The following is a 10558-nucleotide window of genomic DNA, read 5'->3' on the forward strand; positions in this document are numbered from 1 at the left end:
GCACAAAACACCATAGTTACAATCCGTTTAGCTATGGGCGATCAGCAACTGGCACAAGGGGGTGTTAATGTAATAATTAGCGCGCCCCACTTTTTGTTTCGTTAAAAATCCGCACTCGACCAGTTGCTCTAAATACTTAGTAGCGGTAATACGCGTCACCCCTAATTCTTCGACTAAAAAGTCAATTTTGGTATAGGGATGATTAAACAAATTGTTGAGTAAATCTTGACTATAGATTTTTGGAAGATGCTCACGGATACCTTGTTTGACGTTGGTCATTAACGTTTTCATTTCGGTGATCAGTGAAATGGTATTTTGCGCAGTGTCGATAATGCCATCAAGCATAAACAGCAGCCATGGCTCCCAGTTACCTGTATCTCTTACCGCTTGCAAGTTTGCGTAATAGTCAGCCTTATGCTGAATAATAAAACGGCTTAAATACAATACTGGCAAGTTAAGTAAATCTTTAATGACCAAATACAGAATATTCAATATCCGCCCCGTTCGACCATTACCATCATAGAAGGGGTGAATACTTTCAAATTGATGATGAATAATAGCCATTTTTACTAACGGATCGGCATCACACAGGTCGTCATTGTTGATAAACAGAATAAGATTGTCCATGAACTCAGCAATGTCATCTGCATGCTGTGGCGGTATATAAATGACTTCACCTGTTCGAGCATTCTTAAGATCAGTGCCTGGTAACTTGCGCAGCCCTGCGTTGTTGTGCTCTAGATTTTGCTGTATCGCAAGAATATCGCTAAGGCGGATCAATTTGTTTTGCCGCGCAATATGAAACCCTTGCTTTAAAGCAAAGGCATAATCTTGGACTTCTTTGGTGGAAGGGTTAGTAATAGCCTCTTCAAATAAATTGGCCTTATAAAGTTCATCGTGCGTAGTGACAATATTCTCAACCTCTGAACTGTCTTTTGCCTCTTGTAGTGCCAACGTATTGATTAAAATCGCTTCGTTTGGAATGCTGGCAGCAACACCTTTAAGTTCAGCCAAATAGCGATGCGCTTCGGCGGTTTTTTTTAGCACTGAACGAGTTTCCCACTATTCAATGTTGGGAAGAGGAAGCAAGGCCAGCAAGTTTAACATAGATAAATTCCACTCTTTTTTATACTTAAGAGATTCAATACATATAGTTTTCCTCAAAAATTATACATGACAGAGAAAACATGTATAGTTTTTCAAGTTTTCTATACATTAAATCTATCTAGTTCAACTCATTGATAAGTTTGTTAACCACTGACTAATGCTTAAAAATCAGCCGCCTTGCGCAATGTTATGGTCATTCAATCGCTGTAGCTTCTTAATTTAGGATGTTCATGGGTCGCCTTGAGCCACAGACACTCGCCTACTTCCTCGCGAATCCAAGGGTGAAAACTGTGCAGGAGTTGTGGAGTTAACGGTGTGGTGTCTAGTGAAAGGATAACGATTAGAATCCTCTATTAATTATCCATATCACTAAAAGTCATCTCCCAAAAAAAGTTTGTCTTAGTTGCAATTTCATCTATACAGCTACACCGCTTGCCCTGCGGCGACGCCAGACGACCAAGCAAATTGAAAATTAAACCCGCCTAACCAACCACTTACATCAATTACTTCACCAATAAAGTAGAGTCCTGCGACTTTGCTGGCTTCCATGGTTTTGGATGACAATTCATTACTATCAATACCACCCAAAGTCACTTCGGCGGTGCGGTAGCCTTCGGTGCCGTTCATCAATAATGTCCAGCGGTGTATATCATCGACCAATTTTGCGCGCTCGACGTGCACTAACTGGTTTAAGGCTTTGTTTAGCAAGGCCTCATCGAATAGCACTTCAACCAAACGTTTAGGTAACCACTGGCTGAGCGTATTACGCAGGCTTTGCTTAGGGTGCGCGGCGAGCTGTTGCTCCAGCAATTGCGCCAAATCCATATTCGGCAAGAGATCGATTTCTATGGTTTCGCCCGCTTTCCAATAATTAGATATCTGCAAAATTGCGGGGCCTGATAAGCCGCGGTGGGTGAATAGCAACGCTTCGCTGAACGCAGTGCCATCTTTGGCGGTAATTCGGCTCGGTACGGCTATGCCCGACAAAGGCTCGAAGCGAATTTTATCTTCACTGTGCCATGTAAAAGGCACCAGACCTGCGTAAGTGGGTAATACTTTGAGGCCAAACTGCTCGGCCAGTTGATAACCGTAAGGTGTGGCGCCGAGTTTAGGCATGGATAAGCCGCCCGTGGCGATAACTAGTGAGTCGCAGCTCAGTTCGCCGTTAGAAGTGTTGAGCTCAAAGCGCCCTGCCTCGGTCTTTTTAACGGCCAGAATATCGGTGCGCAACTTAATCGTCACGCCCGCCCATTCACACTCGGTCAGTAGCATAGTGACTATCTCTTTGGCCGAGTCATTACAGAACAGTTGGCCGTGATCGCGTTCGTGGTATTCAATGCCGTGACGCTCGACCAGTTCAATAAACTGCTGCGACGGATAACGCGCCAGTGCCGACTTAACAAAGTGGGGATTACCACAGAGGAAGTTAGCGGGCTCGACTTTAAGGTTAGTGAAGTTACAACGCCCGCCGCCGCTGATGAGAATTTTACGCCCAGCTTGCTTGGCATTATCCAGTACGAGTACATCACGGCCTCGGTAACCCGATGTCGCTGCACACATTAACCCCGCGGCGCCGGCTCCGATAATAATGACATCATGATGTTTCACGCTATTACTCCACACAGATAAATTGATTGATATTGGCTGCCAACGGGCAATTTGATGACTCGCGAACATTTAGCAAGCAAGTCATACAACAGCTAAACGGAGCAAGGATAAGCTCAAACGTTAGGCACAAATCCCCTCTTTCACCATCCCTGGCGACCGGGGATAAATACTTCCGTGCATAAAAAAGGGCGCTATTTTAGCACCCTTTCTTTTATTCAGCATCATCACGGCTCGCGGTTTATTGCGTCGGCGTTTCTGATTTTTTCTCTCTGCTGAGCAATTCTTTAGCAGCATCGACGGGCGATTTACCTTGGTACAAGACTTGGTAAATTTGCTCAGTGATTGGCATTTCAACCCCAAGACGTTTAGCAAGCGTAAACACTTCTTTGGTATTGCGATAACCTTCAACTACTTGGCCGATTTCAGCCTGCGCTGTCATCACATCGCTGCCTTTACCTAAAGCTAAACCGAAACGACGGTTACGGGATTGGTTGTCGGTACAGGTCAACACTAAGTCGCCTAATCCCGCCATTCCCATAAAGGTGGCCGCATTGGCCCCTAAGGCTTCGCCTAAACGCGTTAATTCGACTAAACCACGGGTGATCAGGGCTGTTCTGGCATTGGCACCAAAGCCGATACCGTCGGACATGCCCGCACCAATCGCGATTACGTTCTTTACTGCGCCACCCAGTTGGATGCCGGTAAAGTCGTCGTTGGCGTAAACCCGCAAATGTTTTGGACTATGTAATAGTTCAATTAATTCGTGGGTAAACTTAGGGCAAGTGCCTGCAACTGCAATAGCAGTTGGTAATCCCATGGCCAATTCTTTCGCAAATGTTGGCCCAGATAACACCGCTAGCGGATATTGCTCACCTAAGACATCACGGGCCACATCTTGCAACAAACGTCCGGTTTCAGGCTCAAGCCCCTTCGTCGCCCATACAATGCGTGCATCACTACGGAGCAAAGGTTGAGCTTGTTTTAGCACAGTGCCAAACACATGGCTTGGCACTACCACTAACACATTGTTACTGGCAGCTAAGGCGGTCGCTAAATCGGCTTCGATGTGTAGACATTCAGGGAATGCAATGCCTGGCAAAAATGCTTGGTTACATCTATCTTGCGCCAGCGTTTGCATGTGGGCAGGGTTATGCCCCCATAACAAGGTCTTATGACCATTGCTAGCCAAAGAAATGGCAAGGGCGGTGCCATAAGAGCCCGCCCCTAATACCGTGATATCAGCAGTATTTTTCATGTGATTAAGCGTTAGCTTCTTCAGTCGCTGGTGCAGTCGCAGCGGTTTGGCGTTGCTGCACATATTGAGCAAACAGCGCATCGAAGTTAACTGGTGCTAAGTTAAGTTGTGGGAAAGTACCACGACCGACTAAGCTGCCCACGGTTTCGCGAGCATATGGGAATAGGATGTTAGGGCAATATGCGCCTAATGAGTGGGCCAATTGTGGCTCAGTCAGACCTGTGATAGAGAAGATACCCGCTTGCTGTACTTCACATAGGAAAGCAGTTTCGCCTTCATTTTGTGCCGTCACAGTTAAAGACAGGATAACTTCATACACGTCATCAGCTAGCTTAGCGCTGCGAGTGTCTAAATCTAACTTAACTTCTGGGTTCCATTCTTTTTGGAATACCGCAGGGCTGTTAGGTGTTTCGAAAGACACATCTTTAGTGTAAACACGTTGGATATTGAATTGTGGGGCTTGTTGTTCGTTGTTTGCTACTTCAGCCATAATTTCCTACTTATCCTATCAATGTTGTTTCAGCTTTTCGTTGAAAGCCAATTATTATTTGAAAGCCAATTATTACTTAAATATAAATTGGCTCGTGGCTTATCTTATCCAAGAACTGTATTAGTGCTTAGTATCATGCCAATTTGTACCCAGATTCGGGTATCGATCAAACCTGTCCAACAACTTATTTAAGCCATTAGTCACTGTAGGATCAGTATGCCAAACATTGATGATTCAATACTGCGATATCCAAAATAACATGCAGTTTAAATTATCAATGCCGCCGACAACTTATCTTTTGCTTTTTGAAACAGGCATATTAGCTGCCTGCCATTCACCCATACCACCTTTTAAGTTATACAGGTTTTCAAAACCTTGCTGACCCAAAAGCTGAGCGGCTTGAGACGAGGTCATGCCAGCATTGCATACTAATATAATGGGACTGGCTTTATACTTTTCAAGGGCCGATATCTGATTATTTTTAATATCCGCTAGCGTAACGTTAAGTGCATCAACAATATGGCCCTTGCGGAACTCGTCGTTCGAACGCACATCAACCACTTTTGCATCTTGTCTGTTGACCATAATCGTCAATTCTTGATGGGAAATATTTTTTATTTTTGACATGCTTGATTTGATGAGACTCGCAACGAGCACAACAAATAATCCCACCCAAGCTAGACTTAACATTGAGTGAGCTTTAAAAAATTCGATATATTCTTGCATGATGATTGCCCGCATAAATGGCGAAAATTCGATAAGGGCACAGAGTATACCGATTGCCTTGGCAGATTGCAGCAGTTTAGTCACAGTTCCAGCTCGCACTTTTAGCGCAATTATCTCTGTGTTTGCCACAAGCAGGCCCGCTAATCGAACGAATTAGCCATTCGATGACCTTAATCGGGGTAAAGCGCTTTTTCATCCCCCACTAACGTAGTAATATTTAACCAATTTCAGATTTCTATCGCTTCTATAAAACTTAAGGAATCACCATGACGACAGCTAAACGTCCACTCGCGTTGTTGATCCTCGATGGCTGGGGCTACCGAGAAAACACGCATAACAATGCGATTTTTCACGCAAAGACTCCTGTACTCGACCGTCTCAATGCTCAATATCCCCACAGTTTGATTTCAGGTTCTGGTTTAGATGTTGGCTTACCTGATGGTCAAATGGGTAACTCTGAAGTTGGCCACATTAACTTAGGCTCTGGCCGTGTGGTTTATCAAGAACTCACTCGCATTAGTAAAGCCATTGCTGATCATGAGTTTGAGAAAAACGCAGTCCTATGTGATGCAATAGACTCAGCGATTAAAGCCGACGGTGCGGTGCACATTATGGGGCTACTTTCTGCCGGTGGCGTACACAGCCATGAAGAGCATATCGAAGCAATGTGCCGTATGGCAGTTGCTCGCGGTGCGACTAAGGTTTATTTGCACGCTTTCCTCGATGGCCGCGATACACCACCACGCAGTGCTAAGAGCAGCTTGAGCCATTTTGATGATCTGTTTACTACATTAGGTCATGGCCGCATTGCATCGATTATTGGTCGTTACTTTGCAATGGACAGAGATAACCGTTGGGATCGCGTGTCGCAAGCCTACGATTTAATCACCCAAGGTAAGGCAAAGTTCCAATTCGACAACGCCGTTACTGCATTAGAAGCGGCCTACGAGCGTAACGAGAACGACGAATTCGTCTCTTCATCAGCCATTACTGATGCCGACGGTCAAGTTACGACCTTGCAAGATGGCGATGCACTGATATTTATGAATTTCCGTGCCGACCGTGCCCGTCAAATTACCCGTAGCTTTATTAACCCCGACTTTGATGGTTTTGAGCGCGCTGTCGTGCCTAAAATGCACTTTGTCACTTTGACTGAGTACGCTGGCGACATCACAGCACCTATCGCTTACCCCTCTGAAAACCTAGTGAATACCTTAGGTGAAGTGCTTGAAAAGCAAGGCCGCACTCAACTGCGCATCTCTGAAACAGAAAAATATGCCCATGTGACTTTCTTCTTCAACGGCGGTAAAGAAGAGCCATTTAAAGGTGAAGATCGCATTCTAATCAACTCACCTAAAGTCGCGACTTACGATCTACAACCTGAGATGAGTTCAGCCGAGCTGACCGACAAGTTAGTGGCGGCGATTGAGTCGACCAAGTACGACGTGATCATTTGCAACTACCCTAATGGCGACATGGTTGGCCACACGGGTAATTTTGACGCCGCGGTAAAAGCTTGTGAAGCCGTCGATGCGTGTATTGGACGTGTGGTTGATGCGCTGGAAAAAGTAGGCGGTGAATGCATTATTACTGCCGACCACGGCAACGCCGAGCAAATGACCGATGAAACTACAGGTCAGGCGCACACAGCGCACACCAGTGAATTAGTGCCATTTATCTTTGTGGGACGCGATGCAACTATCGATACCGGTGGTAAGCTAAGCGACGTTGCACCGACCATCTTGAACTTGATAGGCGAAGCCATTCCAGCAGAGATGACAGGTAAGCCCTTAATCCACATTAAAGAGTAACCGTTACCTAGTGAGCATTCGACTCCTTGTTAAAGCCAGCATTATTGCTGGCTTTATGATGTTATGTTTTTCGGCAAACGCTTCTGATTTATCGAAGCGTCAGTCCGAGTTGAAATCAATCCAAACGCAAATAAATAAACAAAAAAATGCGTTAAAAACTACCGATAAACAAAGAGAAAAATTACTGTCATTGCTACGAAGCGATGAAGAGGCTATTGCGTCTGCGGCTAAAAAGGTCAACAGCACTAAAAATAATTTAGCGCAGATAGACACGACACTCGCAGAGTTAAAAACACGCCAAGATGAATTAGAAGTTCTTAAGGTTACGCAGCAGAAAACGCTATCTAAACAGTTATCTAGCGCCTACCTTGCCGGTAACCATGATTACACTAAGATGGTACTCAATCAACAAAGTCCTGCCACTATCGAGCGTATGTTGGCCTATTACCAATACCTCAACAAAGCGCGGATGAAGTCGATTAATGAATTAAAGCAAACCTTGACTGAGCTAGATGAAATCAAGGTTACACAAACGAGTAAACAACAACAGTTAACTCAGCTTATGAGCGATCAGCAAGTACAAGCTAAACGCCTGAGCCAAGAGCAAAATCAGCGTCAACTAACCATTAATGAGTTACAACGAACCTTAAACTCTAAGGGGGCTGAGCTTGAACAGATGCAAATTGAAGAGGCCAGCTTAAAGCGTGTCGTTGAGCAAGCGTTGCGGGCGATGAAAGATAATCCATCCATGGAAGGTTTTGGTAAACAAAGTGGCAAACTCAAATGGCCTACTAAGGGTCGTGTCAGTGCAGGCTTTGGCAGCCAACGCTCAGGCCAAGTGGTGTGGAAAGGCACCATGCTATCTGCGCCTGAGGGACAAAATATTCGTGCAGTATCCGGTGGTAAGGTTATTTATGCTGACTGGTTACGCGGTTTTGGTTTAGTGATGGTTATCGACCATGGTAAGGGTTATATGAGCCTTTATGGCCATGCCCAAACCCTATTAAGAAAACCTGGCGACATGGTTAAAACGGGTGAGGAGATAGCTTTAGTCGGACGCTCAGGTGGGCAAAGTGAGCCAGGCTTATACTTCGAAATAAGACACAAAGGCAAAGCCGTCGATCCAGCGAGATACTGCCGCTAGTCGGTATTTCCTATCACCACAGGTGTGCGGACACTTTATCAATAGCGTCGGATTAGGCTCAGTTACGGGCCTAATCTTTTAGCTTTATAGCTAACCCCGTTAATGCAAATATCTAAGTCAATTTAAACAACGGGTTCAGGCAATAAAATTATCGCTATAATCGATACCCTATCAGCCCATGCTATCACTCAAAATGGCTTAGTTTTTAATATGAGTATTGATATAGCATCATGACTAATAAGAAGACATTGTGCGTTTATTTTATTCATTACTCCTATTAACCCTAAGTACCTCTCAAAGTTATGCCGCTCAAATTGCCCTAATTATTGATGACATTGGGTATCGTCATAGTGATGAAACTGTATTAGCGTTACCGAGTACGGTGACACTCTCAGTATTACCTCACACACCACTGGGTAAACAGCTCGCCAAGACTGCCCATGAAAAAGGCCATGAAATTATGCTGCATTTACCCATGCAAGCACTGAACGGCAAAACATTAGGGCTGGGCGGATTAACCAATACTATGAGTGAGGCACAAATTCGCGACACTGTTATTGATGCAATTGACAGTGTCCCTTTCGCTAAAGGCGTGAATAATCATATGGGTAGCCTACTAACACAGCTCGACGATCCCATGTTATGGATTATGGAAACCCTTAAACAAAAACAGCTGTATTTTGTCGATAGTATGACAACACGATTCACTAAGGCGGGAGATAAAGCAGATCAATTAGGCGTTCCTTTGCTAAAACGCCAACTTTTTTTAGACAATGATACCAGTGCCAGTGCACTCGAAAAACAATTTAGCGTAATGATCAGTCAAGCACATACAGAAGGTAATCTCGTGGCGATTGCACACCCTTATCCAGAAACAATACGCTTCCTTAAAGCTAATCTACAAAGGCTAGAAATAGAAGGGATTGATCTGGTGCCAGCATCAAGCTTACTCTCTATCGATATTTCACCAGCCGGAGGGACTAATCCAACTGCAACACTGAGATAGATAAATCCGGCAACAGAGTAAGTAATTCATCACGATTACTCACAATATCCAGTAGAGTATATTGATCGAGTACATTCAAATAGGCATCAACCGCTTGGGCAAGCACACCTTTCAACTTACATGCTGGTGTGAATCGACAGTAAGGCTTACTGCAATCAATCGGCGCTAACGAGTTTTCTAACACTCGCACTAACTGACCCAGATTAATTTCAGTCGCAGGCTTACCTAAACGAAAACCGCCCATTTTACCGCGAATGGTTTCAAGATAACCCAACTTCCCTAAATGATGTACGATCTTAGAAATATGATTTGGAGATAAATCAAATACCTGCGTAATCTCAGCAATTCTAAATAAAGTAGTCCTATCTGGCTGAATAGCCAAATACATTAAGGTTCGAACGCCAAAATCGGTATAACGAGTTAACTGCATATTTCACCTGTCCGCGATAAACTTAATGAGCTGTTTGAGATTCGAGTTGGCTAAGCAACCAAAGTGCCTCATCGTTCGTATGACCACATACATCTACTGATGCATCAAAATCACTGCAAACAGCTGGGCGATCAGGTGAGCCGAAAATCAAACATAAATTGGCATCACTCAGCTGTACACAACGCTCGCCAGCGGCCTTACCGTCAGGCATACCAGGAATTTTGCTACTGATTGAAGGTGCGATACAGCAAGCACCGCATCCAAGACGACAATTCATTTACACTACTCACAAAATATGGGGCATTATAACGCTTAATTAGCCTAAGATCTGTGGCGTGGGTCAATACTACTGAGGCTCACGAAACAGATAAGCTGTTTATAAAGATGATACCTTTGATATACGACATAAACCGACATAAACATCGGATAAATAGGTAAATTTGTTATTAAAAAACATAACGAAAAAAGCCTCATCTTTCGATGAGGCTTATCTCTTTATGTTGGCGGAGCGGACGGGACTCGAACCCGCGACCCCCGGCGTGACAGGCCGGTATTCTAACCAACTGAACTACCGCTCCTTTAAGTTAACGCTTACACATTAACCTAAATTAGGCGCTTGGCGATGACCTACTTTCACATGGGGAGACCCCACACTACCATCGGCGCGTTTGCGTTTCACTGCTGAGTTCGGGATGGGATCAGGTGGTTCCACAAGGCTATTGTCACCAAGCAAATTCTGTTTATTACCGTGTCTCTTTGAGACCACGTTAATAATAATTCGGAAAGCTGATTTCTTGCTTGAGTTCGACAAATACAACGATGTACTTGATGTCATAAATGCAGCAGCATTTTATGACCACTTCATTAAGTGTCACTATTCGTCTAAGGCCATATAAAACCCATCTGGGTTGTATGGTTAAGCCTCTCGAGTCATTAGTACATGTTAGCTCAACGCCTCACAACGCTTACACACCATGCCTA

The 10558-nt window shown here is 44.4% G+C and carries 10 protein-coding genes, 1 tRNA gene and 1 rRNA gene; 3 read left to right on the forward strand and 9 right to left on the reverse strand.

All coding sequences use genetic code 11. The features are described from left to right. Window positions 1–27: 27 nt before the first annotated feature. The 5 genes from BW947_RS05945 to BW947_RS05965 form a co-directional block, all read right to left on the reverse strand. Complete coding sequence (locus tag BW947_RS05945; protein ID WP_244153232.1) at window positions 28–1047, reverse strand: Fic family protein; 1020 nt, start codon at window positions 1045–1047, stop codon at window positions 28–30. A 483-nt stretch (window positions 1048–1530) separates the two neighbouring features. Continuing rightward, a complete protein-coding gene (locus tag BW947_RS05950) occupies window positions 1531–2715 on the reverse strand; it encodes a BaiN/RdsA family NAD(P)/FAD-dependent oxidoreductase (RefSeq protein WP_076497522.1) in 1185 nt (394 codons plus the stop codon). 238 nt (window positions 2716–2953) lie between these two features. Beyond that, window positions 2954–3970, reverse strand: coding sequence for an NAD(P)H-dependent glycerol-3-phosphate dehydrogenase (gene gpsA / locus BW947_RS05955; RefSeq protein WP_076497474.1), 1017 nt, complete (start codon window positions 3968–3970; stop codon window positions 2954–2956). Window positions 3971–3974: 4 nt separating this feature from the next. After that, window positions 3975–4460 (reverse strand): protein-export chaperone SecB, encoded by a 486-nt coding sequence (gene secB / locus BW947_RS05960; RefSeq protein WP_076497476.1) that lies wholly within the window; start codon window positions 4458–4460, stop codon window positions 3975–3977. Between the two features lie 291 nt (window positions 4461–4751). After that, window positions 4752–5186 (reverse strand): rhodanese-like domain-containing protein, encoded by a 435-nt coding sequence (locus BW947_RS05965; protein ID WP_076497523.1) that lies wholly within the window; start codon window positions 5184–5186, stop codon window positions 4752–4754. A 266-nt stretch (window positions 5187–5452) separates the two neighbouring features. Here BW947_RS05965 and gpmM point away from each other — a divergent pair, with 266 nt between their 5' ends. From gpmM to BW947_RS05980, 3 genes are all read left to right on the forward strand, one after another. Next, on the forward strand, window positions 5453–6997 hold the full coding sequence (gene gpmM / locus BW947_RS05970; protein WP_076497478.1) for a 2,3-bisphosphoglycerate-independent phosphoglycerate mutase: 1545 nt from the start codon (window positions 5453–5455) through the stop codon (window positions 6995–6997). A gap of 10 nt (window positions 6998–7007) precedes the next feature. Then, window positions 7008–8141: a murein hydrolase activator EnvC family protein gene (locus tag BW947_RS05975; protein ID WP_076497480.1), complete on the forward strand. Its 1134-nt coding sequence runs from the start codon at window positions 7008–7010 to the stop codon at window positions 8139–8141. 250 nt (window positions 8142–8391) lie between these two features. Beyond that, window positions 8392–9147 (forward strand): divergent polysaccharide deacetylase family protein, encoded by a 756-nt coding sequence (locus tag BW947_RS05980; protein ID WP_076497482.1) that lies wholly within the window; start codon window positions 8392–8394, stop codon window positions 9145–9147. Here BW947_RS05980 and BW947_RS05985 read toward each other — a convergent pair. The 4 genes from BW947_RS05985 to rrf form a co-directional block, all read right to left on the reverse strand. Further along, window positions 9122–9577: an Rrf2 family transcriptional regulator gene (locus BW947_RS05985; RefSeq protein ID WP_076497484.1), complete on the reverse strand. Its 456-nt coding sequence runs from the start codon at window positions 9575–9577 to the stop codon at window positions 9122–9124. The genes BW947_RS05980 and BW947_RS05985 overlap by 26 nt on opposite strands. A gap of 22 nt (window positions 9578–9599) precedes the next feature. Continuing rightward, window positions 9600–9854, reverse strand: coding sequence for a YkgJ family cysteine cluster protein (locus BW947_RS05990; protein WP_076497485.1), 255 nt, complete (start codon window positions 9852–9854; stop codon window positions 9600–9602). A gap of 224 nt (window positions 9855–10078) precedes the next feature. Further along, window positions 10079–10155 (reverse strand) — tRNA-Asp (locus tag BW947_RS05995). A 36-nt stretch (window positions 10156–10191) separates the two neighbouring features. Beyond that, a 5S ribosomal RNA gene (rrf, locus tag BW947_RS06000) occupies window positions 10192–10307 on the reverse strand. Window positions 10308–10558: the final 251 nt, after the last annotated feature.

This window comes from Shewanella morhuae (assembly GCF_900156405.1).
In the GTDB taxonomy this organism is placed as follows: Bacteria; Pseudomonadota; Gammaproteobacteria; order Enterobacterales; family Shewanellaceae; genus Shewanella; species Shewanella morhuae.